The 23,573-nt window shown below is 62.4% G+C and carries 26 protein-coding genes; 11 read left to right on the top strand and 15 right to left on the bottom strand.

Translation table 11 applies throughout. The features are described 5' to 3' along the window. The first annotated feature begins 92 nt into the window (after positions 1-92). The 5 genes from ccmA to AC1DLT_RS15865 all read left to right on the top strand — a co-directional run bounded on the left by ccmA (position 93) and on the right by AC1DLT_RS15865 (position 3,274). Positions 93-737, top strand: coding sequence for a heme ABC exporter ATP-binding protein CcmA (gene ccmA, locus AC1DLT_RS15885; protein ID WP_477487453.1), 645 nt, complete (start codon positions 93-95; stop codon positions 735-737). 253 nt (positions 738-990) lie between these two features. Further along, positions 991-1,650, top strand: coding sequence for a heme exporter protein CcmB (gene ccmB / locus AC1DLT_RS15880; protein ID WP_037081467.1), 660 nt, complete (start codon positions 991-993; stop codon positions 1,648-1,650). Between the two features lie 89 nt (positions 1,651-1,739). Further along, positions 1,740-2,498: a heme ABC transporter permease gene (locus AC1DLT_RS15875; protein WP_477487371.1), complete on the top strand. Its 759-nt coding sequence runs from the start codon at positions 1,740-1,742 to the stop codon at positions 2,496-2,498. A 6-nt stretch (positions 2,499-2,504) separates the two neighbouring features. Beyond that, a complete protein-coding gene (ccmD, locus tag AC1DLT_RS15870) occupies positions 2,505-2,675 on the top strand; it encodes a heme exporter protein CcmD (RefSeq protein ID WP_038546646.1) in 171 nt (56 codons plus the stop codon). Continuing rightward, on the top strand, positions 2,672-3,274 hold the full coding sequence (locus AC1DLT_RS15865; RefSeq protein ID WP_477487370.1) for a DsbE family thiol:disulfide interchange protein: 603 nt from the start codon (positions 2,672-2,674) through the stop codon (positions 3,272-3,274). Before ccmD ends, AC1DLT_RS15865 begins: the two co-directional genes overlap by 4 nt. A gap of 406 nt (positions 3,275-3,680) precedes the next feature. Here the strand turns inward: AC1DLT_RS15865 and AC1DLT_RS15860 are convergent, their stop codons facing one another. From AC1DLT_RS15860 to AC1DLT_RS15805, 12 genes are all read right to left on the bottom strand, one after another. Beyond that, on the bottom strand, positions 3,681-4,268 hold the full coding sequence (locus AC1DLT_RS15860; RefSeq protein ID WP_477487369.1) for a DUF2585 domain-containing protein: 588 nt from the start codon (positions 4,266-4,268) through the stop codon (positions 3,681-3,683). Beyond that, the gene (locus tag AC1DLT_RS15855) at positions 4,265-4,915 is read right to left on the bottom strand and encodes a septation protein A (RefSeq protein ID WP_038549787.1); all 651 of its coding nucleotides are present in this window, start codon (positions 4,913-4,915) and stop codon (positions 4,265-4,267) included. Before AC1DLT_RS15855 ends, AC1DLT_RS15860 begins: the two co-directional genes overlap by 4 nt. Before the next feature lie 53 nt (positions 4,916-4,968). Then, positions 4,969-6,600, bottom strand: coding sequence for a signal recognition particle-docking protein FtsY (gene ftsY, locus AC1DLT_RS15850; protein WP_477487368.1), 1,632 nt, complete (start codon positions 6,598-6,600; stop codon positions 4,969-4,971). A 15-nt stretch (positions 6,601-6,615) separates the two neighbouring features. Then, positions 6,616-7,902 carry a tRNA (N(6)-L-threonylcarbamoyladenosine(37)-C(2))-methylthiotransferase MtaB gene (mtaB, locus tag AC1DLT_RS15845; protein WP_477487367.1) on the bottom strand — a complete coding sequence of 429 codons (1,287 nt, stop codon included), beginning with the start codon at positions 7,900-7,902 and terminating at the stop codon, positions 6,616-6,618. Then, positions 7,899-8,831, bottom strand: a complete 933-nt coding sequence (gene dapF, locus AC1DLT_RS15840) for a diaminopimelate epimerase (RefSeq protein ID WP_038546660.1) — start codon at positions 8,829-8,831, stop codon at positions 7,899-7,901. Before dapF ends, mtaB begins: the two co-directional genes overlap by 4 nt. A gap of 113 nt (positions 8,832-8,944) precedes the next feature. Beyond that, the gene (locus AC1DLT_RS15835) at positions 8,945-9,535 is read right to left on the bottom strand and encodes a biliverdin-producing heme oxygenase (RefSeq protein ID WP_038546663.1); all 591 of its coding nucleotides are present in this window, start codon (positions 9,533-9,535) and stop codon (positions 8,945-8,947) included. Between the two features lie 28 nt (positions 9,536-9,563). Next, complete coding sequence (locus tag AC1DLT_RS15830) at positions 9,564-12,110, bottom strand: TonB-dependent receptor (RefSeq protein WP_477487366.1); 2,547 nt, start codon at positions 12,108-12,110, stop codon at positions 9,564-9,566. Between the two features lie 137 nt (positions 12,111-12,247). Then, on the bottom strand, positions 12,248-13,177 hold the full coding sequence (locus tag AC1DLT_RS15825; protein ID WP_477487365.1) for a FecR family protein: 930 nt from the start codon (positions 13,175-13,177) through the stop codon (positions 12,248-12,250). Then, positions 13,170-13,775 carry an RNA polymerase sigma factor gene (locus AC1DLT_RS15820; RefSeq protein WP_477487364.1) on the bottom strand — a complete coding sequence of 202 codons (606 nt, stop codon included), beginning with the start codon at positions 13,773-13,775 and terminating at the stop codon, positions 13,170-13,172. Before AC1DLT_RS15820 ends, AC1DLT_RS15825 begins: the two co-directional genes overlap by 8 nt. 165 nt (positions 13,776-13,940) lie before the next feature. Further along, entirely contained in the window at positions 13,941-15,035 is a 1,095-nt protein-coding gene (locus AC1DLT_RS15815) for an MBL fold metallo-hydrolase (protein ID WP_477487363.1), read from the bottom strand. Positions 15,036-15,098: 63 nt separating this feature from the next. Continuing rightward, on the bottom strand, positions 15,099-15,536 hold the full coding sequence (locus AC1DLT_RS15810; protein ID WP_247137252.1) for a type II toxin-antitoxin system VapC family toxin: 438 nt from the start codon (positions 15,534-15,536) through the stop codon (positions 15,099-15,101). Next, positions 15,536-15,817: a type II toxin-antitoxin system VapB family antitoxin gene (locus tag AC1DLT_RS15805; protein ID WP_477487362.1), complete on the bottom strand. Its 282-nt coding sequence runs from the start codon at positions 15,815-15,817 to the stop codon at positions 15,536-15,538. Before AC1DLT_RS15805 ends, AC1DLT_RS15810 begins: the two co-directional genes overlap by 1 nt. Positions 15,818-16,069: 252 nt before the next feature. On the opposite strand from AC1DLT_RS15805, the gene ffh reads away from it, so the two are divergent. From ffh to trmD, 5 genes are all read left to right on the top strand, one after another. Continuing rightward, positions 16,070-17,662: a signal recognition particle protein gene (ffh, locus tag AC1DLT_RS15800; protein ID WP_477487361.1), complete on the top strand. Its 1,593-nt coding sequence runs from the start codon at positions 16,070-16,072 to the stop codon at positions 17,660-17,662. Between the two features lie 14 nt (positions 17,663-17,676). Further along, positions 17,677-17,991, top strand: coding sequence for a chorismate mutase (locus AC1DLT_RS15795; RefSeq protein WP_038546681.1), 315 nt, complete (start codon positions 17,677-17,679; stop codon positions 17,989-17,991). A gap of 76 nt (positions 17,992-18,067) precedes the next feature. Beyond that, positions 18,068-18,433 (top strand): 30S ribosomal protein S16, encoded by a 366-nt coding sequence (gene rpsP / locus AC1DLT_RS15790; protein ID WP_038546684.1) that lies wholly within the window; start codon positions 18,068-18,070, stop codon positions 18,431-18,433. 118 nt (positions 18,434-18,551) lie between these two features. Beyond that, positions 18,552-19,118, top strand: a complete 567-nt coding sequence (gene rimM / locus AC1DLT_RS15785; protein ID WP_038546686.1) for a ribosome maturation factor RimM — start codon at positions 18,552-18,554, stop codon at positions 19,116-19,118. Between the two features lie 5 nt (positions 19,119-19,123). Continuing rightward, positions 19,124-19,798 carry a tRNA (guanosine(37)-N1)-methyltransferase TrmD gene (gene trmD / locus AC1DLT_RS15780; RefSeq protein ID WP_477487360.1) on the top strand — a complete coding sequence of 225 codons (675 nt, stop codon included), beginning with the start codon at positions 19,124-19,126 and terminating at the stop codon, positions 19,796-19,798. A 143-nt stretch (positions 19,799-19,941) separates the two neighbouring features. Here trmD and AC1DLT_RS15775 read toward each other — a convergent pair whose 3' ends face one another. Beyond that, positions 19,942-20,688 (bottom strand): sulfite exporter TauE/SafE family protein, encoded by a 747-nt coding sequence (locus tag AC1DLT_RS15775; protein ID WP_247137249.1) that lies wholly within the window; start codon positions 20,686-20,688, stop codon positions 19,942-19,944. Between the two features lie 265 nt (positions 20,689-20,953). On the opposite strand from AC1DLT_RS15775, the gene rplS reads away from it, so the two are divergent. Next, positions 20,954-21,508, top strand: coding sequence for a 50S ribosomal protein L19 (rplS, locus tag AC1DLT_RS15770; RefSeq protein ID WP_038594211.1), 555 nt, complete (start codon positions 20,954-20,956; stop codon positions 21,506-21,508). A 64-nt stretch (positions 21,509-21,572) separates the two neighbouring features. Here the strand turns inward: rplS and AC1DLT_RS15765 are convergent, their stop codons facing one another. Both AC1DLT_RS15765 and AC1DLT_RS15760 read right to left on the bottom strand, forming a co-directional pair. Further along, the gene (locus AC1DLT_RS15765) at positions 21,573-22,085 is read right to left on the bottom strand and encodes a nuclear transport factor 2 family protein (protein ID WP_477487359.1); all 513 of its coding nucleotides are present in this window, start codon (positions 22,083-22,085) and stop codon (positions 21,573-21,575) included. A 123-nt stretch (positions 22,086-22,208) separates the two neighbouring features. Beyond that, positions 22,209-23,489: an MFS transporter gene (locus AC1DLT_RS15760; protein WP_477487452.1), complete on the bottom strand. Its 1,281-nt coding sequence runs from the start codon at positions 23,487-23,489 to the stop codon at positions 22,209-22,211. Positions 23,490-23,573: the final 84 nt, after the last annotated feature.

The following is a 23,573-nucleotide window of genomic DNA, read 5'->3' as shown; positions in this document are numbered from 1 at the left end:
GATAATTTCTAAGAAGGGTTCCAGACGCTTGGCGCCCATTCCGAATAAATTTTCGGATCGCGATGATTAAAATCTTAATGAAGGTCTCCAGCATGCGGCTTTTGGCCGAAAACCTGAGCGCAAGACGCGGCGAAGACCTGATTTTCACGGATATCTCCTTTGACCTCGGAGCCGGTGAAAGCCTCGTCCTGACCGGCCGCAACGGATCGGGAAAATCGACGCTGCTGCGCGTCGTGGCCGGATTGCTGCACCCGGAGACCGGTCGCGTCGCCTGGATTTCGGACAAAGCCGAATCGGGCATGCGCGCCGCCGAGGCCTGCCACTATCTCGGCCACCGCAACGCGATGAAGGCGGAACTGACGGTCTTTGAGAATCTCTCCTTCTGGAAAGACTTTTTCGGCGATGCGGAGGACGGCAAGGGAATCTCCCCGGGCGAGGCCGCAGAGGCCGTGGGTCTCGGTGGGATCATCCATCTGCCCTTCGGTTATCTCTCCGCCGGCCAGCAGCGCCGCATGGCGTTTGCCAAGCTGCTGGTCGCGTATCGCCCGGTCTGGATCCTCGATGAGCCGACGGCGGCGCTGGATGTCAGTGCGGAGGGGGTGTTTACCGAGTTGATCAAGGCGCATCTCGCGACCGGTGGCATTGTGCTGGCCGCGACTCACCAGCCGCTGGGGCTGGAGAATGCAAAGGAACTGAAGATGACGGGGTTTGCAGGCGTGGCGGAGGGGAGATGGTGAACGCCCTGCCCTTGAATACCCCCCTCTGCCCTGCCGGGCATCTCCCCCACAAGGGGGGAGATCGGCCAGCCGCCGGCTCCTCGCTCCTTATCGAGCGACTTGAGCCCGCCCGTATCACGCAACGGATATGGCATGTCACTCAATCTCCTACTGTGATTGAGGCAGGGCACCGGCTCCATCCAATCTCCCCCCTTGTGGGGGAGATGTCCGGCAGGACAGAGGGGGGTGCGCCCCGGACACGGGGCGTCCAATCATGACCGCCCTCCTCCTCCGCGACCTAAAACTCTCGGTGCGCGCCGGCGGAGGCGCCCTCATCGGCGTCCTCTTCTTCATGACCGTCGTCGCCGTCATCCCCTTCGGCGTTGGCCCCGACCTCAACCTCCTCTCCCGCATCGGCCCCGCGATCGTCTGGATCGGCGCGCTGCTCTCCGCCCTGCTCGGCCTCGATCGCCTGTTCCAGACAGAGCGCGAGGACGGGTCGCTCGACCTGCTGCTGATGCAGGAGCACCCGCTGGTGCTGACCGTGCTGGTCAAATGCCTCGCCCACTGGCTCGGCAACGGCCTGCCGCTGGTCATCGCCTCGCCGCTGCTCGGCCTGTTCATGAACATGGACGAGGTGGCGATCGGCGCCACCATGCTGACGCTGCTGGTCGGCACGCCGGCGCTGACCTTCATCGGCGCGGTCGGCGCCGCGGTCGCGGTCGCCCTGCCGCGCGGCGGGCTGCTCGTCTCGATCCTCGTCCTGCCGCTCGCGATCCCCGTGCTGATCTTCGGGGTCAGCGCTTCCTATGCGGCGGTCGAGGATCCTGCCCCGTTTATGCCGCCTTTCTTGATATTGGTGGCGATCACGATGTTTTTTGCCGTCCTCGGCCCGCTCGGCGCGGCACTGGCGTTGCGCAATGCCGGCGATTGACTAGAATCGGATTAAACGGGGTCGGATCGACGACCGGCGAATTGACCAGGATCAAGCTGATTTTTCCGCGCGCATATTAGAAAGTGCACATGACCGACAGCCTCGCCATCAGCAAATTCTCCGAGCTGGCCAACCCGACGCGATTTCTGGCGCTGGCGGCCCGCATCCTGCCGTGGATGGCGGCGGCGACCGTGATCCTCTTTGCGATCGGGCTCTATCTGAGCTTCACGACGGAAGGCGATTACCAGCAGGGCGCGACGGTGCGTATCATGTACGTGCATGTGCCGGCCGCCTGGCTGTCGATGATGTGCTACACGGTGATGGCCGTTTCAGCGATCGGCACACTGGTCTGGCGCCACCCGCTCGCCGACGTCAGCCACAAGGCCGCCGCCCCGCTCGGCGCCGCCTTCACGCTGATCGCGCTCGCCACCGGTTCGCTCTGGGGCAAGCCGATGTGGGGCACCTGGTGGGTGTGGGATGCGCGGCTGACTTCGGTCTTCGTGCTGTTCCTGATGTATCTCGGCCTGATCGCGCTCAACCGCGCCATGGACGATCCGTCGCGGGCGGCCCGCGTCTCCGCCGTGCTGATCCTCGTCGGCTTCGTCAACATCCCGATCATCAAGTTCTCGGTCGACTGGTGGAATACGCTGCACCAGCCTGCCAGCGTCATCCGCATGGGCGGCCCGACTATCGACCCGGAATTCCTCTGGCCGCTGCTGATCATGGCGATCGCCTTCACCCTGCTGTTCTTCACCCTGCATGTGATGGCGATGCGCAACGAGATCTGGCGCCGCCGCGTCGCCGCCCAGCGCCGCATGGCCGCACGTTTGGCCGGCCGGGAGGCTTAGGGAACTATGACCCACACGTTCTACATCGCCATGTCCTATGCCGTAGCGGCCGTCGTCATCCTCTGTCTGATCGCCTGGACGTGGCTGGACGGGCGCGCGCGTCAAAAAGAACTGGCCGAACTCGAGGCTTCCGGCATCCGCCGCCGCTCCGCCCAGCCGACAGGTGACGCAGCATGAGCGTCGAGACCGGAAACCAACCCGCCCCACGCAAAAGCCTGGCGCGTTATGCGCTGCCGCTGATCCCGCTGGTGATTTTCCTAGGTTTTGCCGGCGTCGCCGGCAAGATGCTGTACGACCAGGACGTCAACGGCCGCGACGTCTCAGCCATCCCCTCGGCCCTGATCGGCAGACAAGCTCCGTCGCTGGCGCTGCCCCCGCTGGAAGGCTCGAACACCGCAGCGCTGACGACCGCAGCGATTGACGGCAAGCTGACGCTGGTCAACGTCTTCGCCTCCTGGTGCGTCCCCTGCCGGCAGGAACACCCGATCCTGAAAGAACTGGCCAACGACAGCCGGCTCACCATCGTCGGGATCAACTACAAGGACCGCAACGACAACGCGCTGCGTTTCCTCGGCGAACTCGGCAACCCCTACAAGGCAATCGGCATCGATCCGAACGGCAAGGCGGCGATCGACTGGGGTGTCTACGGCATTCCGGAAAGTTATCTGGTCGCGCCGGATGGCACGATCCTCTACAAGCGGGTCGGTCCGTTCGACGCGCGCAGCCTGACGCAGGATCTCATGCCGGCGATCGAGAAGGCGTCTGCGAAAGGCTGATCAGGCACGAAAATCCGCCACGTGAATACAAGCAGTTTTGGCCGCGCGGGACATCTTGTCCAGCGCGGTTTTGGTTTGGGAATGGGGCAGGCGGTATCGAGTATGTGGGAGGTAGGTGTTTGTGCCTGCCCCGACTGTTTCGATGGTCTTTCGAGGATTGCCAGGCCCTCGCCACCCACCTTTGCAGCCATCACCGGAAACCGGGGTCCGAAAACCCTTGGACGAGGAGGCCGGTTCGCGAACCCGGTTTTCCCATCTGATGACGGGGGTGATTATGGGATGGGTTCGGGAGGCGGGGATGAAGGGGGAAGTGAATATGGCTAAAGCGTTGATGAGGTTGGGGGCATTTTTCATGGGGCGAGGAAATCATCCCCGGTGAAAACCCCTACCACCCCCAGCCGGAGACCTACAACCCACCTTGCCACACACGCACCGCATCCACCGGCCAGACCAGCATCAGCACGTTGAGCGTCAGGTTGTCGCGGATGATGTAGCCGGTCGCCAGTTCGAAGAAAATGGCGATCGCAATCGTCAGCCAGACCGGCAGGCGCGAGGCGACAAAAAAACCGACTGCCATGAACACCGTGTCCATCGCCGAATTGAGGATGCTGTCTCCGGTATAACCGAGCGCCATGGTTGCGGTGCGGTAGCGGTCGATGATGAGAGGGGAATTTTCCAGGAGTTCCCAAGCAGCTTCGATCAAGACCGCCAGCGACAGCCGGGCTGCGATCGGGGCGCGGCGCAGGATCAGCCAGCCGAGACCGTAGAACAGGAAACCGTGGATGATGTGCGACGGCGTATACCAGTCCGAGAGATGCTGCGAATTGCCGCTGGTATTCACGCCGCCTTCCCAGAGCTTCACATAACCGCATTCGCAGATCGGAATGCGGCCCATCGCATAGAGGATGGCGATCTGGAGCAGGAAAAGGATGAGCGCGGCAAGAAACCAGCGTTTCGGCGACGAACTCGAGGGGGAAAATTCCGCCGCTGTCACTTCTCAGCCTCGGGTGCCGGTTCCTGGATCGTGTGGCGCATGATCAGCGGCATCTGGGCGATCGTGAAGATGATGGTGATCGGCATCGTGCCCCAGACCTTGAAATTGACCCACACCACATCGGAGAAATTCCGCCAGACGACCTCGTTGATGACGGCCAGGAACAGGAAGAAGATCCCCCAGCGCAGGGTCAATTTCTTCCAGCCGGCTTCGTCGAGCTGGAAGGCGGCGTTGAAGACGTAGCCTAGCAGCGACTTGCCAAACAGCAGGCCGCCGAGCAGCGCGACGCCGAAGAGCGAGTTGACGATGGTCGGCTTCATCTTGATGAAGGTTTCGTCCTGCAGCCAGATCGACAGCGAACCAAAGATCAGCACCACGACGCCGGACACCATCGGCATGATAGGCAGATGGTGGAAGACGATCTTCGAAGCGATCAGCGAGGCGACGGTGGCCACCATGAACAGCGCGGTCGCCACCAGAAGTGGGCCGCCGACCGCCGAAAGCGCCGGGAATTGCGCAACCAGCCATTCGCCGCGCAGGTTGCCGAAGAAGAACACCAGGAGCGGCCCGATTTCCAGCGCGAGCTTCAGCATCGGATGCTGCTTTTCTTCCTTGGTCGGCGTGATGTCGCTTTCGATCGTCTGCATGGGTTCCAACTTTGAGGCCGTTATCGGCGAAGCCAAATCGTCATTCTGTGTCATCAATGCGTCAAACCCGCAATGGCGCGCGCAAAATCCTGCGCCTCGAAGGGTTCGAGATCGTCGACACCCTCGCCGACGCCTATGAAATAGACCGGCAGCTTATGCTTGGCGGCGATCGCCACCAGAATGCCGCCGCGCGCCGTGCCGTCGAGCTTCGTCATGATAAGCCCGCTGACCCCCGCAACGTTCCGGAAAATCTCGACCTGGTTCATGGCGTTCTGGCCGGTCGTGGCATCCAGTGTCTGCAGCACGGTGTGCGGAGCGTCGGGATCGAGCTTGCCAAGCACGCGGACGATCTTTTCGAGCTCGGCCATCAGCTCGGTGCGGTTCTGCAGCCGGCCGGCGGTATCGATGATCAATACATCCGATTTGTTGGCGCGCGCCTGCTCGTAGGCGTCATAGGCAAGTCCTGCGGCATCGGCGCCGAGCTTGGTGCCGATGAAGGTCGAACCGGTGCGGTCCGCCCAGATCTTCAGCTGCTCGATGGCGGCCGCGCGAAACGTGTCGCCGGCGGCGAGCATGACCTTGAGGCCGGAGCCGGAGAGTTTTGCGGCGAGCTTGCCGATCGTCGTGGTCTTGCCGGTACCGTTGACACCGACGACGAGGATGACATGCGGCTTGTGATTGAGGTCGAGCGCCAGCGGTTTGGCGACGGGGGCCAGAACCCTGGTGATCTCGGCGGCCATGATCCGTGACACGTCCTCGCCGGTCACGTCCTTGCCGTAACGCTCCGACGACAGCGCACCGGTGACCCGCATGGCGGTCTCGACCCCGAGATCGGCCTGGATCAGCAGGTCTTCGAGCTGTTCCAGCGTTTCTTCGTCCAGCTTGCGCTTGGTAAAGAGCGCACCAATCTGGCCGGTGAGCTGCGACGACGTGCGGGAAAGGCCGGCGCGCAGGCGCTGGAACCAGGTGAGTTTTGCAGCCGCGGCGACGGGTTCGGGCGTCGGTTCCGGGCGGGCGGTGGAGAAGCCTCTGGGGAGGGTGGGTTCTGCCGGCCGATCCAGCCCTTCGCTTTGGCTCAGGGCGTTCGTCGCTGCAATCGATTCACTGGATCGATTGCTCTGCTCTGCAGACCGCGCCTCACCCCCCTTTGTCCTGCCGGACATCTCCCCCACAAGGGGGGAGATCGAATCGTGGCCCGCGCCTTGCCCCAAAACTTCAGCCGAGCCTGCTGTACTGTCGTCCGATGCTGGCGCCGACGGCTCATCCGTAATCTCCCCCCTTGTGGGGGAGATGCCCGGCAGGGCAGAGGGGGGTGCTTCCGGAGATGCCGCGCCCTCTTCGACTGCCTCGGCCTCTGCTTCCGCCTGCAGCAGCGAAAGCGGCACCATGCCGATATCCGGCACGCTCTCGACACCCGAAAGCAGCGCCGGCTCATCCTCTTCGGCAGTCTCCGGCTCGGCCGGCTCGACATCCCCAGCCGCCACATCCGCGACGGGCCCGCCGGCCGTCTCGATCTCGGCCGGTGCAACCGGATCGACGGGCGAGACCGGCAGGTCTTCGTCGCGCGACTTCGGCTCCAGTTCCGCCTGGATGGCGGCGGCGTCCTCCGGCCTTACCGCATCGGGTGTCGGTTCCTCGGAGGGTTTGCCGAAGGTGAAGACGCGTTTGATGAAGCCCAATGCCATGAGAACCTGTTCCGGTTACGCCGCCCGAGACGGGACAAGGGCGGACGCGACCTGCATTTCCAGATGTTTGCCGTTATGGCCGGTAATCATAACGCGCTTGAACTCGCGAGGAACAAGGCGCGGCGCCGCCACCAGCGAAAAGTTTTCCGTATGCGCCATGCCGTTGTTCTCGACGATGATCGCCTGCTCGGTGCCGACCATGCGATCGAGGTGGAGACGATGCAGCACCTCGCCCCGTGCCCGCAGCCTTGCGGCGCGATCCTTGACGACAGCCCGATCGACCTGCGGCATACGCGCCGCCGGCGTGCCCGGACGCGGGCTGTAGGGAAAGACATGCAGGAAGGAGATGCCGGCCTCCTCCGCCATCGTCGCTGCATTCTCGAACATTTCTTCCGTCTCGGTCGGGAAACCGGCGATCATATCCGCCCCGAAGGCGATCTCCGGGCGCAGGCGCCGCGCCTGTTGCACGAAGGCGAGCGCTTCGGCGCGCGAATGGCGGCGCTTCATCCGCTTCAGGATCATGTCATCGCCATGCTGCAGCGACAGGTGCAGGTGCGGCATGAAGCGAGGCTCGTCGGCGATCAGGTCCCAGAGATGTTTGTCCGCCTCAATGCTGTCGATCGAGGACAGGCGCAGGCGCAGGATTTCCGGCACTTGGCGGAGCAGCGTCTTGGCGAGATATCCGAGCGACGGCTGGCCCGGAAGATCGGCGCCATAGCTGGTGGCATCGACGCCGGTCAGCACGATTTCGCGATAACCGCTTTCCGTCAGCCGCCGGGCCTGGTCGACCACCGCACCCATCGGCACCGAGCGGGAATTGCCGCGGCCATAGGGAATGATGCAGAAGGTGCAGCGATGGTCGCAGCCGTTCTGCACCTGGATGAAGGCGCGCACGTGGCCGTCGATATGCTTCACCATCTGCGGCGCGGTGGCGCGCACGCTCATGATGTCGTTGACGCGCAGCTTCTCTTCCGCCGAGACGCCGAAATCCGGCAGCGCCCGGTAGGAGGCGCTGGTCAGCTTCTCCTCGTTGCCGAGCACGGCATCGACTTCCGCCATACCCGCAAACGTGTCTTTCTCCGTCTGGGCGGCGCAGCCGGTGACGATGATGCGCGCATGCGGATTTTCGCGCCGCGCCCGGCGGATTGCCTGGCGGGCCTGGCGCACGGCCTCGCCGGTCACGGCGCAGGTATTGACGAGGATGGCATTGTTGAGCCCGGCCTTTTCGGCCTCCGCCCGCATCACTTCCGATTCATAGGTATTGAGCCGACAGCCGAAGGTGATGACCTCGACCCCGCTCAATTGACCCGGGCCTCCGGCTCGCCCCGTTGGATTGCATTGGCCTCTGGCTCGTCGTCGCGGATGAAGGTTCCGACGGTCGGATCCACCTTGCCGGACCATTCCCATTCGGCTGGACCGGTCATCACGACGTGATCGTCGTCGCGCCATTCGATGACGAGCGGCTGACGGATCGGGCTGGAGGCAACGTCAATCGTCACCATACGACCGGTGCGCCCTGTGCGGGCGGCGGAAACGGCGGCAGCACAGGCGGCCGAACCGCAGGCAAGCGTCAGGCCGGCGCCGCGTTCCCAGGTGCGGGTGCGCAGCGACGACTTCGACGTGACCTGCGCTAGCGTGATATTGGCCTTTTCCGGAAACATCGGATGGTTTTCGAGCAGCGGCCCGAACCGTTCGAGGTCGAAGCTCATAGGATCACGGTCGACCCAGAAGATCGCATGCGGATTGCCCATCGACATGGCGGACGGCGAATGCAGGATCGGGGCGTCGATCGGGCCGATCTGCAACTCGATGCGGCTGGTATCGAAAAACTCCTCGGCAAGCGGAATGCGGTCCCACTCGAAGACCGGCTTGCCCATGTCGACCGAAATCGTACCGTCCTCATGCTCGACGGCATTGAGGATGCCGGCGACGGTCTGGAAGGTAAAGGTCTTGCGGCCGGTCTCGGCGCTCAGCGCCTGCACCACGCAACGCGTGCCGTTGCCGCAGGCCTGCGCCATCGTACCGTCGGAATTGAGGATGTCGATCCAGGCATCGGTGCCTTGAGCCTTCGGATCGTGGATGGCCATGATCTGGTCGAACTGGGTGGCCGGATCGGCATTGAGTGCGATAGCAGCCTGGGGCGTCACCTTGTCGGTGCGTCCGCGCATGTCGACGACCAGGATCTTGTTGCCAAGCCCGTTCATCCGCGCGAATTCCACCAGTTCCATCATGACGCCAATCCATTCCGGGCCGAATGCCCGCCTATTGGGCTGTATATGGCGGAAAAGGCAGGGAATTACCAGTGGGTGGCGCGGGGTCAAGCCCGGGGACCCAGGCCACGCCCTCAGACGAAAAACTTGTCCACCAGCGCATGCACCCTCCGAAACGCCGACTTGGCGCCTTCGGCCATTTCCGTTTCCTCCACCTCGGACATCTCGAACCCGTTGAAAGCAGCAACGAAAGTGCGCCAGTGCAGGCCGCGGCCGGCGGGGTGGCCGGCGAGGTGGCGGGCGCCGAATTCTTCCGACAGGCCGAGCCTTGCCGCCTGCTTCAGGAGGAAGGCGGCGCCGAGGTTCGAGCCTTCGGCAACGTACAGCCATCCGAGTGCGGCCGGGATACCAAGCCCGCCCGTGCCGGCAGTGAGGACCGGCGGCTCGCTTCCGGTCACGTCGGCAATATCCTGGCGCAGCGCTTCAAGCCGGACCCGGCTCGGAAGATCGGGGACGACGCGGTTGAGCCGCGGATCGAGATAGAGTGGGTCGACATCCGCATGGAAATGATGCTGCACGGCGAGGAAGAGCGCGTAACGCTCGCGGCTGGCGAAGGGATCGGCCGCCATGATGCGCTTGTCGAGGCGCTCATGGGTGGCATCGGTGAGAGCCTTCAGACGCTGGATCCGGGTCGGTGCGGTGGGTGTTTCGAGTTCGATCTGCATGCGTGCAATGTCCAGATGCTTATATGTTTTAGAATTTGGCTGTCAGGAACGCCCGGATTGTCCGTCCGGGAGCGGGAGTGAACCCGTCGAGCGCATCCACGTAAAATCGATCCGTCAGGTTCTCCGCCTGGAGATCGAACGTCAAGTGGTCGGTGATCTTGTAGGTGGCGAACGCATCGACGGTCGTGTAGGGAATCCACATGCCCGTATACATCCGGGCTTCCTGTGTGACCGGCGACAGGCGCGCACCGCCATGCGTGAAGCGGGTGCCTAAACTCAGCCTGTCGTCGAAGAGCCGCATGCCGAGCGTCAGGCTCGCCATGATCTCGGGCGGCATGTGGTTGGCGGCATAGTCCATCGACACGGTCGAGTCCGAGCAGGTGGAAAGAGTGCGGCAGAACTCGTAGCTCAGGTACTTGGTCAGCGATCCTTCGCTGAAGAACAGGCCGGCCTCGTAGGAGCCGGAGATTTCGATACCGGAGAACCGGGTGCTCCTGAGATTGTCGAAGGTGAAGACCGGCTGGCCCGGCCCCGCATTGGACGGTACGCGAGAAATATAGTCGGTGTAGTTGTTGTTGAAATAGGACAGCTTGAAGCGCAACGCGTCGTCGGCGAGCAACAGGCCATCCTTGCTGTAGTTGATGCCGACTTCCCAGTTCTTCGAGACCTCGGGCTTCAGATAGGGGTTCTGGATGACGTTACCGTCATTGCCCATTGTTTCGCGCATGGTCGGCGGGCGCATGCCTTCGGCATAAAGCGCGTAGAACTGCAGCCCTTCGATCGGCTCCACGATGACGCTGACGGACGGGTTGAACCGGCCACCTTCCTTGTGGCGGATACCGGTCCTGGATTCGATACCCTTGTCGTTCATCCAGTAACCGTCATAGCGCAGCCCGGCATTGAGGGTCAGCCAGTCTGTCGCCTCCCACTGGCCGTCGGTAAACACGCTGGCGATCGACCGGTTGCCCATACTGGGATCCATCTTGACCCCTGGGCTGTTTGACTGACTGCGGCTGTAATAGCGCCGGGAATCGATATCCTCGAGCAGGTAGGACACACCGTAATTGGCCTTGAAGGGCCCGTATTCGGTGTCCAACAGGCTCGTGTTCGAAATGTCGCCGCCCCAGGTATGAGTCATGGCGTAGCGGGGATCGTCACCCGGTTTGATGTTGAATTGCGGAAGATAAATACCGAAACCCGTCGACATGGAGTTCTGGTCGACGATGCTCAGCCAGGCATTGACCTTGAGATCGATCAGGTCGCTGGGATTGTAGCGATAACGGCTGGTGAACGTGTCGGTCGTGACATCGGATAGCGGCGCCTGCCGGAATGTGTTGTCGCCCGAGGTCAGAAGCGAGGTCATGATCTGGCCGAACTGGCTTTCATAGCGGATATAGCCCAGTTCCAGGCTCTGGTCGTCATCGAAGCGAAGCGTACCCTTGGCGAGAAACGAGGTGGATTCGTTGGACGAATTGAAGACCTCCTCACCCTGCTTGGTGAGCGAGAGGAATTGATTGCGGCCTTGGAACTCGTAGTAATTCTTGCCGTGCTTGCCGGCGAAATAGTTACCGCGATAGCGGCGGGCACCGGCGATGACGAAATCGAAATTGTCCTGCACCGTACCGAGCGCAAAGCTGCCCGAGCCATTGGTGAAATCGAAGAATTTAGCCGAATCCGTCTGCTGGTCGTAGGAATTGACCGTAAAATCCTTCGTCGTGTTGTCCTGGGCACCGATCTTGATGCGGCCGCCATATTGCCTGCCTTCCTCGACGATATCCTTGGCTTTCAGCGTGGTGATCTCCACCACGCCGCCATTGACGCCGGCGCCCACCGCGCCGCCCGTCGGTCCCTTGGAAATGCCGACGCCGCCGATCAGGTCCGGATCGATATAGGTGCGGTCATCGACGCCGCCGTAACCGCGCCAGGTGGTCGTCGTCTGCTGCGTACCGTCGATCGCAACCCGAACGCGGTTCTGGCCCTGCAGGCCGCGAATGTTGACGTTGACGGAACCGCTGCTGTGGTTGTTGGCGGAGATGATGCCCGGCGTGTTCTTGAACAGGTCGCCGGCCGACGAGCCGCGGAAGCGTTGGATTTGCTCGGACGAGATATAGCTCGTCGAACCCGGCGTCTCGTAAGGCGCGTCGGCCGCACCACCGTTGCCGCCATCGCGCAGAACAATTGGCTTGAGCGTCGTATCCGGGTCGCCGCCAGTCGCTGCGACCGAAGACGTACCGGCTTCCAGCGTCACCGTATTGCCGCCGCTTGACCGGAAGGAAACGCCGGTGCCGGAGAGCAGCCGCGACAGGGCGGCAGAGGGCGTCAGCGAACCAATCACGCCGCCCGTGGTCTTTCCGGCAGTGATTTCGCTGCGATAGACGAGACGCAGGTCGGTCTGGCGGCCGAGTGCGAGAAGTGCGCTTTCGAGCGGCCCGGCGGGAATGGAAACGGCGACCTGCTGCGACTGGACGCCCTGCGCCGGCTGCTGTGCGAAGGCCGAAGCCATGCCGCCCAGCAAGGATGCGCAACCAAGCGCAATCCGGACATGCCGCGAATAAAGCGGTCCCCTCAAATTCATTTAGCCCCCTGCACTCGAACCTCGTGACCGCTCTCATCGCGGTCCCTGGTGGTTATGAGTGAAAGAGGGCTCCAACTCCTGATGTCGGCTTTCGAAAAAAGATGATTTCAATACTCAATTTTCCGATCGGCCTATCTTCAGCGCGAACGGACCAGCGTGACCCAGTCGGAAAGCCGGATGATGCGGATCGGCAGGCTCTCCTGCAGAGCCGTGAAAGTCTGATCGACATCGTTCACGGCAAAGACGCCGCTGACCCGCAGCTGCGAGGCCTGGTCGTCGAGCACCATGATGCGACCCCGCTGGTAACGGCCGATCCGGTCGAGCACCTCGCCGAGCGGTCGGCCGGAGAAGACCAGCTTGCCGCTGCGCCAGCTCGTCAGATCGGCGACATCGCCGGAGCCGGTTGCCAGGCGGCCATCGGCGCCGAGATGGGCGGTGCCACCGGTTTCGAGCACCGCGCGCTCGGAGCCGGCGGTCACCGCCACATGTCCCTCCTCAACCATCACCTCGTCGCGCTCGCCGACCCGCACCGCATAATGGGTTCCGAGCGCGATCGCCTGGGTTTCGTCGCCGCTGACGACGAAAGGCCGTGCCGGGTTCGGGGTGACGTCGAAAAATGCTTCGCCGCGCAGGACCACGATCCGGCGTTCGGTCTGGCCGTATCGCACCTTGATCGCGCTATCGGTGTTGAGCGTCACCACCGACCCGTCATCGAGGTCGATGCGCTGGATGACGCCGACCGGCGTGTAGAAATCCGAACGATACCGGGCGATGAGGCCGGTCTCGCTGGCGATGATGCCAAGACAGCCCATCAGAAGCAGTGCGGCAATACCGCCCCCGACCATCCGGCGCCGGCGTGGCACGACCGTTTTCGGCACCGCAGCGAGATCGCCCCAGAGAGCGCTCATCTCTTCAAAGGCAGCCGCATGCGCCGGATCCTGCATTCTCCAGAATTCGAAGCGGCGGCGATCCGCATCGGTCGCATCATGGGAGCCGAGCCGCGCGACCCAGCCTGCCGCCTCCTCCGCAATGGCGTCCTCGCGCGCCTTGTCTGAAACATTAGTCATGCGCAATCCCCCCGGCGGGAGGCAATGCTGCAAGGCGGGCCTGACGGCAAGCCATGAGTGCACGGATGATGTGTTTTTCAACCATGTTTCGGGAGATCCCGAGCTTGGTTGCGATCTCTCCGTTGGAAAGTCCTTCGAGCCGGCTGAGCACGAACACGACCCGGCATTTCGGCGGCAGGGAGGAAATCGTCTCGATCAGAAGTCCGAGCTGCTGGCGCGCGGCGACCACGCGCTCCGGGCCTGGCGCCTCGTCGGCAACCTGTGTCTGGTCCAGCTCATCGTCGAAAAGCGCGCTGTCGCGCATCAGCCGGGCGGTGATGCCATGGGCGACGGACCGGGCGACCTGGAAAAGATAGGCATGCGGATTGCGCAGATCCTCCTTCGGCGATGCCGTCAGCAGCCGCAGAAAAGTCTCCTGCGTCGCGTCCGCCGCATCCTCCCTGTTGCGCAGGCGCCGAAGAAAGAACCGCCGCAGCTTCCCCTCCTCGGTCTGCTGCAACTGCTCGATAAGGCTGATGTCCAAGTCCGTAACCCCAAGGCCGAAACCTGCCCGACCAACGGCTCCGCGTTTAGCGCCACCTAAAAAGCGGCGCAACATCAATGATTTGGAATGGATCCAAAGATCATCTGATAAGATGACAAGTATACTCATGTTTTAATGTGAAATCAGCATGTTGGGCAGCCAGGCATTGGCGGCGGCAGAGACTGAAATTTCCGCCACTTCGGGGCTGCCTGTCGCGTTTTCGCAACAGTTCCGGCGTGCTCAGACGGAAATTGTCGGCACTTCGAAGACTTCGCCCGGCCGCATCGGCCGGAAGCGCTCCCGGGAAACGCCGCACGCATCGAGAGCGGCGTGAAGCGCCGCCAGCGGCTGCTCGATCCCCTCGTCGGTCAGCTTGAACGTGCCCCAATGATGGCCGGCCACGAAAGCCGCATCGCAAAGAAGCATGCCCTCCACCGCCTCGTCCGGGTTCTGGTGCTGCGCCTGCATGAACCAGCGCGGCTCGTAGGCGCCGAACGGAAGGTTGGCGAGCCGGAAAGCTCCGTGCTTTTGCCACGCGGCGCGGTAGTTGATGCCCTGGTGGAAGCCAGTATCGCCGATATGGTAGATCTTGCCGGCCGGAGTTTCGAAAACGAAGGCGGCCCACAGCGCCATGCGCCGGTCGCCTACGCCGCGCGCCGACCAGTGATGGCAGGGCTCGCAATGCAGGACGATGCCAGGACCGATATCTGCGGCGATCTCCTCGCGGCCGCCCCAATCCATCACCGTGATCTTCGCATCCGCGATACGCGAGCGGATGAGCGCGTCATTGCCGAGCGGCGTGACGAAATGCGGCTTGTCGCGGCCCTGCAGCACCCAGAGGGTCTCGAGGTCCATGTGGTCGTAATGGTTATGTGTGACGAGCACGACATCGATCGGCGGCAGGTCGCCGACGCGGATACCAGGCGGATTGACCCGCTTCGGACCGGCGAAACGCACCGGGCTGGCGCGATCGTCCCAGACCGGATCGGTCAGGATGTTGAGGCCGGCGACCTGGATCAGCATCGCCGCATGCCCGACCATGGTGACGGTCAGCCGGTCGCCCGAAACCCGCGTTTCCGGCACGGCCTGCGGAAACGGGCTCGGAAAACTGTCCGGCCAGGCAATGTTGTTGCCGCCGAGCTTCCAGCGCAGCAGGTCGAGCCCGCCGCGCGGCTGCTCCCCACCGGGATTGAAGAAATACGTTCCGTCGAAATGATCGGAAGCCGGACCGGAGTAGTACTTGTTGGCAGCCATGGCTCCCCTTGCCGCGAACCCGCCCACAAGGGCAGCGATCGCGCCGATGCCGGACCATTTCAGGAATTTTCGTCGGTTCATGGCAGATGTCTATCAGCGTGCTCTTACACCTGGGAAGAGACGTTGCGTGGGCGAAGAACACATTTACGCGACTTCGACATCCGTTTTGGAGAAATCGTTGCCCACGAAAAGGAGCGGCGACTGGAGTGTTTTCGCGGCGGCATAAGAGAAGCAATCGCCGAAGTTCAATTTTGCGGGATGGCCGACGAAGCGGCCATAGATCTTTGCAGCGGCCAGTGCCGAGTCATGAAGACCAGATGGAAGAACGACTTCGACAGCACCGATCTGTCCGAAGAAATCAGCGACAACCGCCTGCACCTCTTCGATCAGATATTTCGGCGTCGGTGCATGCTCGCCATATGCAGCGATCTTTCTCTGACGGGCCAAAGCGATGACTGCCTCAAACACAACCATCGAGGAATAATAAACAGGGGCCTCAGCAGCTCTGATTTTGCCGAGCAAGGACGCCCCTACTTGTTCCCGACCCAAAATTGCGACGATTGCGGACGCATCGAGAAACATCAGATTTCCCACATCTCGTCCATGAAGGCCTTTTCATCGAAGTTCGGATCTTTTGGTCCGAGCGCCGCAATACGATCCTGCAAAGGTCTGATGCGCTCCTCCAGCGAAAGCTTCTCCCCGGCCCGCTTCAACTCGTTCTCCAGCGCCACCCGCACGGCTTCCGTCTTGGTTTTCGTACCAAGCCGGCGCATAACTTCTTCAGCGAGTTCATTCACTTTGGCGTCGCGTATATAAAGGGACATGGCTACCATCCGCAGGTTTGAATATTCAGTATAAAGCAATTGAATATCCCTGCAAGCGCGAGGCACAAGCCGACGCGCCAGCCTTGACTTTCCCGGCCGCTTGCTGTTTAAGCCCGCCCATCTGCTGACAAGTTACGACTTGGAGCCGCCGACCGGGGCCGATAGACTGAGCCCGGAGGTCAACACCCGACAGCGCGTTGCGCCCTCGGGTGCTTTTTGGCTTTGTCTCTTGTTTTTGGCGGATGAGAACCCGACGTTTCGGTGATCCCGAAACGCGAGAAGGAAGAAACGATGTTCGAAAGCCTCCAGGACCGTCTTGGCTCCATCTTGAGTGGACTGACCGGCCGTGGCGCATTGAGCGAAGCGGATGTGTCCGCCGCTCTGCGCGAGGTTCGCCGTGCCCTGCTGGAAGCAGACGTGGCGCTGGAAGTCGTGCGTTCGTTTACCGACAAGGTACGCGAAAAGGCGGTCGGCGCCGAAGTCCTGAAGTCGATCAAGCCGGGCCAGATGGTCGTCAAGATCGTCCATGACGAGCTGATCGAGATGCTCGGCTCCGAAGGGGTCGGCATCGACCTGCATGCGGTCGCCCCTGTGGTGATCATGATGGTCGGCCTCCAGGGCTCCGGCAAGACGACCACGACGGGCAAGATCGCCAAGCGGCTGACCGAACGCGAGCGCAAGAAGGTGCTGATGGCATCGCTCGACACGCGCCGCCCGGCCGCCCAGGAACAGCTCCGCCAGTTGGGCGTTCAGACCGGCGTCGATACGCTGCCGATCATTGCCGGCCAGTCGCCCGTGGAGATCGCAGCCCGCGCCGTGCAGGCGGCCAAGCTCGGCGGCCATGACGTCGTCATCCTCGACACCGCCGGCCGCACCCATATCGACGAGCCGCTGATGGCGGAGATGGCCGAGATCAAGCGCCGCTCCAACCCGCATGAAATCCTGCTGGTCGCCGATAGTCTCACCGGCCAGGACGCCGTCAACCTCGCCCGCAATTTCGACGAGCGCGTCGGCATTACCGGCCTCGTGCTGACTCGCATGGACGGCGACGGCCGCGGTGGCGCGGCGCTTTCGATGCGCGCCGTCACCGGCAAGCCGATCAAGCTGATCGGCACCGGCGAAAAGATGACGGAGATGGAAGAATTCCATCCCCGCCGCATCGCCGACCGCATTCTCGGCATGGGCGACATCGTTTCGCTGGTCGAGAAGGCCGCGGAGAATATCGACGCCGACAAGGCGCGCGCCATGGCCGAGAAGATGGCCAAGGGCAAGTTCGACCTGAACGATCTCGCCGAACAGCTGAAGCAGATGCAGTCGCTGGGCGGCATGGGCGGCATCATGGGGCTGATGCCCGGCATGAGCGGCATGAAGGACAAGCTTTCGGCCGCCGGCATGAGCGACAAGACGTTCGCCCGCCATATCGCCATCATCCAGTCGATGACCAAAGCCGAGCGCGCCAATCCCGACGTGCTGAAGCACAGCCGCAAGAAGCGCATCGCCGCCGGCTCCGGCACCGATGCCGCCGAAATCAACAAGCTTCTGAAAATGCACCGCCAGATGGCCGACATGATGAAAATGATGGGCGGCAAGGGCAAGGGCGGCATGATGAAGCAGATGATGGGCGGCCTTGCCTCGAAGATGGGGCTTGGTGGCATGGGGGGGGGCCTGGGCGGAGGAATGGGTGGAATGGGCGGCATGCCCGACCTTTCCAAGCTCGATCCGAAACAGCTCGAAGCGCTGCAGAAGCAGGCAGAGGCGGCGGGGCTGAAGCCCGGCTCCATGCCTGGACTTCCGGGCGGCGGCATGCCGGGTCTCGGTGGCGCCAAGCTACCCGGCCTCGGCGGCGGTTTTCCCGGTCTACCGGGCCTGCCCAAGAAGAAGTGAGGGAGGACACGCCAATGGTTGACCCCGAGGTCAAAGCGAAACTTGCAAGCTATCGCCAGTCGATCGACAACATCGACGCGGCGCTCGTGCACATGCTGGCGGAGCGTTTTCGCTGCACCAAGGAAGTGGGCGTCCTCAAAGCCCAATATGATTTGCCGCCGGCCGACCCGGCGCGCGAAGAATTCCAGATCGAGCGTCTTCGCCGCCTGGCGAAGGAAGCGCATCTGGACCCGGATTTCGCCGAGAAGTTCCTGAACTTCGTCATCAAGGAAGTCATCCGGCATCATGAAGCCATCGCCGCCGAACACGTCGGCACGAAAACAGCCTGAACCAGCCCGCCTGATGGCGGCCTCAAGAAGAACCCGGCCCGCCTGACGGCGGCCAGAAAACCTAGGAGTAAATGAAATGGCCCTGAAAATTCGTCTCGCCCGCGGCGGCTCCAAGAAGCGTCCGTATTACACCGTCGTCGTTGCCGACGCCCGTTCGCCCCGCGACGGCCGCTTCCTCGAAAAGCTCGGTTCCTGGAACCCGATGCTCGCCAAGGACGATGCCAAGCGCGTTGAACTGAACGCCGAGCGCATCCAGCATTGGATCGACAACGGCGCCCAGCCGACCGACCGCGTTCTGCGCTTCCTCGCTGAAGCCGGCCTTGCCCAGCGCGCTGCCAAGAACAACCCGGAAAAGGCACTGCCGGGCAAGAAGGCCCAGGAACGCGTCAAGGAACGCGCCCAGAAGGCAGAAGACGCAGCGGCTGCCGCCGCCGAAGCATAAGCTTTGCAAAAATTCTTCGCAATCGACGGGTGGCGCGGCAACGCGCTGCCCGTTTTGCTGTTTGCTTTTAATCGCGCAGCGCTTAAATGAGCGCACGGCAACTGAGATCACGACCCGCATGACCAAGCTCGAGAACCCCATTTTGATGGCGACCATCGGCGCCGCCCAAGGCTTGAGAGGCGAGGTGCGGGTGCGCACGTATACGGCCGATGCGACGGCGCTCGGCGAATACGGCAACCTGCACAGCGAGGACGGCCGGATTTTCGAGATCCTCGAAATCCGCGAGGCGAAGAACATCGCGATCGTCCGCTTCCGCGGCATCAACGACCGCAATGCGGCCGAGGCGCTGGCCGGCCTCGAACTCTTCATCGAGCGCGACAACCTGCCCGACGACGAACTTGAGGAAGACGAATTCTATTATGCGGACCTCGAAGGCCTCGAAGCGGTCGATCAGGACGGCAAGAGCTACGGCACGGTGAGCGCGGTCTATGATTTCGGCGCCGGCGATCTGCTGGAGCTGAAAGGCCCCGGCCGCCGCCCTACCCTCATCCCCTTCTCCGAAGCTGCGGTACTGGAAATCGACCTCGAAGGCCGCAAGATCCTCATCGATCCGCAGGCGGCAGGCCTTGCCGAGAACCCGGAAGACGACGGCGCCGCGCCGGGTTTCCCCAAAAAAGGCAAGTAGGCGCGATGACGTTTCGCGCCACCATTCTGACGCTCTACCCGGAAATGTTTCCGGGCCACCTGGCCTTTTCGCTCGCCGGCAAGGCGCTGGAGCGCGGGCAATGGTCGCTCGACACGGTTCAGATCCGCGATTTTGCCGAGGACCGGCACCGCACCGTCGACGACACGCCGGCCGGCGGCGGCGCCGGCATGGTGCTGAAGCCGGATATTCTGGCCAAGGCGATCGACAGCGTCTCCGAAAACGATAGCCGCCGGCGTCTTCTGATGAGCCCGCGCGGAAAGCCGCTGACCCAGGAAAAGGCGCGCGAGCTGGCGGCCGGTGACGGCGTGGTGATCGTCTGCGGCCGGTTCGAAGGCGTCGACCAGCGGGTGATCGATGCCCGCAATCTCGAAGAGGTGTCGATCGGCGACTACGTTCTCTCCGGCGGCGAGCCGGCGGCGCTCACGCTGCTCGACGCAGTGGTGCGCATCCTGCCGGGCGTGATGGGCAATGCGCTGTCCGGCACCCATGAAAGCTTCGAGAACGGGCTGCTCGAACACCCGCACTATACCAGGCCGCAGGTGTTCGAAGGCCGCGAGATCCCGGCCGTGCTGACCTCCGGCAATCATGCGGCGATCGAAAAATGGCGGCTGGAAGAAGCAAAGAAGCTGACGGCGGAGCGGCGGCCGGATTTGTTATAAGCCGAAGAGCGCCCCCTCATCCGCCCTTCGGGCACCTTCTCCCCGAGGGGAGAAGATATTGGTGCCGCCACTTCGCTATTCCCTCCTCTCCCCTTGGGGAGAGGGTGGCCGAGCGGAGCGGAGGCCGGGTGAGGGGGCGCCGCTCACCCCGTCACGAAATAATAGATCGTCAGCCCCACTCCGACGGCCACCACGCACCAGCGCAGCACTGCCTGCGGCACCCGCCGCGCCATCCACACGCCGGCATAACCGCCCAGCGCGCCTGCCGGGATCATCACGATCGCTTCCGGCCAGGCAATGACGCCGCCGCCGACGAAGACGACGATGGCGACGGCCGCGATCAGGATCGCCAGCATGTTTTTCAGCGCGTTGAGGTGGTGATAGCTGCCGCCGGTGGTGACGCCGAGCACGGCGAGCATCATGATGCCCATGCCGGCGCCGAAGAACCCGCCGTAGATAGCTGTCAGAAACTGGGCGATGACGGAACCGGGCGAACCCGCTGGGCGCTCCGCGGATGCTCTTGGCTTGAGCCAGGGACCTGCCGCAAACACAGCGGTCGCAGCCGCCAGCAGCCAGGGCACCAGCGCGCGGAAGGACGGATTGTCGAGCGACAGCAGCAGGAAAGCACCGGCAACGGCGCCGACCACCGAAACCAGCGCAAGCACCAGCGCGCTGCGCCAGCGGCTGGAAATCTCGTCCCAATAGGCGATCGTCGAAGTAACGTAGCCCGGAAACTGAACGATCGAGGACGTCGCATTGGCCAGGATCGGCGGAACGCCGGCAAGCGTCATCGCCCCGAAGGTCAGAAAGGTTCCGCCGCCGGCGATCGCATTGACCGCGCCGGACAGGAAGCCTGCCGCGGCGAGCAGGGCTATCATTGTGATTGTCATTGATGTTTCCTCATCCCTGGCCATCAGATAGCCGCTTCGGCGAAACGCGGCAATAGCGGGCTTTTTCGTCATAAAATCGCAATCAACGGGATGACAAACCCATGTCTTTGGTGTATTGGCCCAGCCGGAAATGGGAAATCTCCCGTCGACCAGCAACAAAGAATGGTGAATTCGCTCTGCCGAAAAGGCAAATCTCCGAGGCTTGAACCAAAGGGATAATATTCGAGCGCTCTGGCTGTTTCAGAAGAACCAAAGGTTTGAGACGATGAATATCATCCAGGAATTGGAAGCCGAACAGGCAGCCAAGATTGCAGCCAAGCGCACGCTTCCGGAATTTTCCGCTGGCGACACCGTCCGCGTCAACGTGAAGGTCACGGAAGGCACCCGTACCCGCGTACAGGCCTATGAAGGCGTCTGCATCGCCCGTTCCGGCGGCGGCATCAACGAAAGCTTCACCGTTCGCAAGATCTCCTACGGCGAAGGCGTCGAGCGCGTATTCCCGGTCTACTCGCCGATGGTCGAGAGCGTCGAAATCGTTCGCCGCGGTAAGGTCCGTCGCGCCAAGCTCTATTACCTGCGCGATCGTCGCGGCAAGTCGGCTCGTATCGTTGAAGACACCGGCGTTCGCGCCCGCAAGCTGAACGACGCCGAGCGTCAGGCCGTTGCCGAAGAGAAGGCACGTATCGAAGCCGAGAAGGTTGCAGCAGCCCAGGCTCTCGCCGCCGAAAAGGCAGCAGCGGAAGCCGCTGAAGCAAAGGCCGCAGCAGAAGCTGCTGAAGCCGCAGAAGCCGCCAAGGCTGCTGAAGCGACTGCCGAATAAGCTTTTCATATCGAATACGGAAAAGGCGGCCTTCGAGCCGCCTTTTTTGTTGCGCGATACAGGTTTAATTCCTGACGGCCGAATCCCAGTGTTCGTCGGCCTTGCCGTTGACGATACGCCATGTGTCGTACCAGGTGCTGGTATAGCTCTTCGAAGGATCGCGAGGATCTTTCATTTCGCGCACCGTCCCCACGGTCACCAGATCGCCTTCCGCTGTGACAAAGGCGACCGGCGTTTTTATCTTGGTCGGAATGGGGCTCGGCTTCCGCTTCAGGACGTCGATGAAATAGCGTACCACCCCCTCGCGTCCTGACGCGGCATTCGGGTTGTGCTGGATGTAACGTTCCGTGAGATACTGATCGGCCTTGTCCCACTGATTGGCTTCCAGCAGGTCACGGACGATGCCGTAGACAACCTGCTTGTTTGCATGCAGCTTGGGGTCCGTGCTGGTGAAAAGCGCGTCTGTGTCCGGAGCGGCCATCACCGGCTCCTGTGCCAGCGAGGGCGCGGTAAGCGTGCCCATCGCGGCCCCGAACAGAGCCAAACCCAGAGCTGCATGTTTAAAGATTCGTATCATCGACATTCTCCAAGCGTTTTGATCTGGCGTGCCAAAAGACATAGGAGAAACGCCGATAAGGCGGAAGCAGGCAGTTTTGCCGCCATTGGTTCCGCGGAGGGAACCAATGGCAGTAATGTCCGGTCAGACGGAGATCGCCTGTCTCGCCGCCAACATTCGCCCCACGATGATGACGAGGACACCGGCGACGGCAAGGCAGACCGCCAGGAAGAACATCGGCAGGATATTGCTGCCGGTCTCGTCCTTGATCCAGGGCACCACGTTCTGCGCGATGAAGCCGCCGAGATTGCCGACGGAGTTGATGGCCGCGATGCCGGCCGCAGCACCCGCACCTTTCAGGAAGCGCGACGGCAGGCTCCAGAATACCGGCTGCCCGGCGAAGATGCCCGCGGCAGCAACGCAGAGGAAGACGAACTGCAGCGTCGGATTGGCGAAGATCGCCGACAGGGCAAGGCTGATTGCCCCGACGAAGGCCGGAATGACGATATAGGGCGTCTTCCTGGCCACCTTGTCGGCGGCTGCCGGTACCGCCCAGAGCGCGACGGCGACGATCACCCACGGAATGATATTGATAAAACCATTGGCGGTGTTTGAAACGCCAAAACCCTTGACGATGGTCGGCAGCCAATAGCTCAGGCCATAGGCGGYAAGCGGAAACCCGATATAGCACAGCGCCATGACGAGAACCCGAGGGTTCAGGAGCGCTTTGAAGCCGTTGTCGGAATGCTCGTCCATACCCGATTTCTCCCGGGCAAGCCGATCATGCAGCCACTTCTTTTCCTCGTCGTTCAGGAACTTCGCCTTTTCCGGCGTATCGTCGAGATAAAAGAGCGTGACGATGCCAGCGATGACGGCCGGCACCCCGGTCGCAAGGAAAACCCATTCCCAGCCGGCAAGACCGAGAAGCCCGTCGAGATCGAGCAGCGTGCCGCCGAGCGGAGCGCCGACCGCATTGGCAAGAGCGCTGAAGATCATGAACAGCCCGACCATGCGCCCGCGATAATCCTCCGGGAACCAGAGGGTCAGAAGATAGAGGACGCCCGGAAAGAATCCGGCTTCGCACACACCGAGCAGGAAACGCAGGATGTAGAACATCGTGGCGTTCTGGGTGTAGGCGAGCGCGATGGTGACGATGCCCCAGGAGATCATGATGCGGGCGAACCAGCGGCTGGCGCCGAACCGCGTGAGAAGCAGGTTGCTCGGCACTTCGAAGAGGAAATAGCCGATGAAGAACAGGGACGCGCCGAGCCCGTAGGCATATTCGCTCATGCCAAGTGCGGATACCATGTCGAGCTTGGCGAAGCTGACATTCTGGCGGTCGATATAGGCGATGAGATAAAGAACCCCGAGAAACGGCATCAGCCGCCAGGTGATCTTGGAGATCAGTTGCTGTTCGGAAACCATAGACATATCCTCCCGCGGCTTGATGCTCTTGAACGCACTGGAACCTTCGCTGCCTCGTAAAGGCCGCATGCGCCGCTTTGTTCC

The organism is Neorhizobium sp. 05N33 (genome assembly GCF_056397445.1).
The sequence above is the reverse complement of the archived record's forward strand: the minus strand, read 5'-3'. Positions and strand labels throughout refer to the sequence as shown.

What these genes read in the sequence shown, in the direction of transcription:
- ccmA (WP_477487453.1), top strand. Translation starts at nt 93, where the DNA reads ATGCGGCTTTTGGCCGAAAACCTGAGCGCAAGACGCGGCGAAGACCTG.
- ccmB (WP_037081467.1), top strand. Translation starts at nt 991, where the DNA reads ATGACCGCCCTCCTCCTCCGCGACCTAAAACTCTCGGTGCGCGCCGGC.
- AC1DLT_RS15875 (WP_477487371.1), top strand. Translation starts at nt 1,740, where the DNA reads ATGACCGACAGCCTCGCCATCAGCAAATTCTCCGAGCTGGCCAACCCG.
- ccmD (WP_038546646.1), top strand. Translation starts at nt 2,505, where the DNA reads ATGACCCACACGTTCTACATCGCCATGTCCTATGCCGTAGCGGCCGTC.
- AC1DLT_RS15865 (WP_477487370.1), top strand. Translation starts at nt 2,672, where the DNA reads ATGAGCGTCGAGACCGGAAACCAACCCGCCCCACGCAAAAGCCTGGCG.
- AC1DLT_RS15855 (WP_038549787.1), bottom strand. Translation starts at nt 4,915, where the DNA reads ATGCAGACGATCGAAAGCGACATCACGCCGACCAAGGAAGAAAAGCAG.
- ftsY (WP_477487368.1), bottom strand. Translation starts at nt 6,600, where the DNA reads ATGGCATTGGGCTTCATCAAACGCGTCTTCACCTTCGGCAAACCCTCC.
- dapF (WP_038546660.1), bottom strand. Translation starts at nt 8,831, where the DNA reads ATGATGGAACTGGTGGAATTCGCGCGGATGAACGGGCTTGGCAACAAG.
- AC1DLT_RS15835 (WP_038546663.1), bottom strand. Translation starts at nt 9,535, where the DNA reads ATGCAGATCGAACTCGAAACACCCACCGCACCGACCCGGATCCAGCGT.
- AC1DLT_RS15830 (WP_477487366.1), bottom strand. Translation starts at nt 12,110, where the DNA reads ATGAATTTGAGGGGACCGCTTTATTCGCGGCATGTCCGGATTGCGCTT.
- AC1DLT_RS15825 (WP_477487365.1), bottom strand. Translation starts at nt 13,177, where the DNA reads ATGACTAATGTTTCAGACAAGGCGCGCGAGGACGCCATTGCGGAGGAG.
- AC1DLT_RS15820 (WP_477487364.1), bottom strand. Translation starts at nt 13,775, where the DNA reads ATGTTGCGCCGCTTTTTAGGTGGCGCTAAACGCGGAGCCGTTGGTCGG.
- AC1DLT_RS15815 (WP_477487363.1), bottom strand. Translation starts at nt 15,035, where the DNA reads ATGAACCGACGAAAATTCCTGAAATGGTCCGGCATCGGCGCGATCGCT.
- AC1DLT_RS15810 (WP_247137252.1), bottom strand. Translation starts at nt 15,536, where the DNA reads ATGTTTCTCGATGCGTCCGCAATCGTCGCAATTTTGGGTCGGGAACAA.
- ffh (WP_477487361.1), top strand. Translation starts at nt 16,070, where the DNA reads ATGTTCGAAAGCCTCCAGGACCGTCTTGGCTCCATCTTGAGTGGACTG.
- AC1DLT_RS15795 (WP_038546681.1), top strand. Translation starts at nt 17,677, where the DNA reads ATGGTTGACCCCGAGGTCAAAGCGAAACTTGCAAGCTATCGCCAGTCG.
- rpsP (WP_038546684.1), top strand. Translation starts at nt 18,068, where the DNA reads ATGGCCCTGAAAATTCGTCTCGCCCGCGGCGGCTCCAAGAAGCGTCCG.
- rimM (WP_038546686.1), top strand. Translation starts at nt 18,552, where the DNA reads ATGACCAAGCTCGAGAACCCCATTTTGATGGCGACCATCGGCGCCGCC.
- trmD (WP_477487360.1), top strand. Translation starts at nt 19,124, where the DNA reads ATGACGTTTCGCGCCACCATTCTGACGCTCTACCCGGAAATGTTTCCG.
- AC1DLT_RS15775 (WP_247137249.1), bottom strand. Translation starts at nt 20,688, where the DNA reads ATGACAATCACAATGATAGCCCTGCTCGCCGCGGCAGGCTTCCTGTCC.
- rplS (WP_038594211.1), top strand. Translation starts at nt 20,954, where the DNA reads ATGAATATCATCCAGGAATTGGAAGCCGAACAGGCAGCCAAGATTGCA.
- AC1DLT_RS15765 (WP_477487359.1), bottom strand. Translation starts at nt 22,085, where the DNA reads ATGATACGAATCTTTAAACATGCAGCTCTGGGTTTGGCTCTGTTCGGG.